At 43.1% G+C, this 768-nt stretch carries 1 pseudogene; it reads left to right on the plus strand.

Going from position 1 to position 768, the window contains the following annotated elements:
• A pseudogene (locus tag ACFIMP_RS09815) lies at nt 1-768 on the plus strand (hypothetical protein); the annotation flags it as partial.

Genomic DNA, 768 nt, shown 5'->3' on the forward strand with positions numbered 1-768 from the left:
GATTGTTGGTGCCGTAAAAGCAATAGGAAACGGAATATCTGAGACAGCTCATGACGTTAAAGAATTAGGATCGGCAATAGGAAACGGAATATATGCGACAGTTCATGACGTTAAAGAATTAGGATCGGCAATAGGAAACAGTTCAGTTGATGAGATCTATCAAAATGCCCTTCAAGGCGTTGGAACAGCAAAAGCTTGGGCCACGAGTGGGCATATATTTGATGATGTCTGGGAAGGTGCTGGTCAACTCTGGGAAGGAGTTGGTCAATTCTGGGGAGGTGTTAAGGATTCCTTTAGAGGGCGTATAGATCACATAAAGGATTCCTTTGGGGGGCATATAGATCACATACATGAAACAATGGAGAAAGGGGGGGATGGAGCATTCAGTGCTGGTGCTGAATCTGGCGAAATGCTAGGTAAACCATTAGGAGATGTGGCTTATATAGTGGGTTCTACAGTGCTTACTGACGGTGCTGTTTCAGCAGCCAAGGGAGGCGTAAAGCTTGCGGGAAAGCTTGTAGAAAAAGATCTCATCAAATTTGCTGCTAAAGCTGAAGAAGCGGCTATAACGGGAGCAACTAGTTCTGAAGTAAATACTGCGCATGTGGGGAAAGAAATCGCACAATCGCTAGAAAAAATGAGCGATGAAGCTATTGCAACTCAATATTTGGGGCAAGAGAGAAAATTCTGGTCAAAACCTATTGAGGTTGAGTTTGAAATAACTAACAAGGGAGAAAAAATTACTCAGACAAACAAAGTCTATCAGAG

The organism is Bartonella sp. AP65SXKL (assembly GCF_042195725.1).
Classification (GTDB): Bacteria; Pseudomonadota; Alphaproteobacteria; order Rhizobiales; family Rhizobiaceae; genus Bartonella.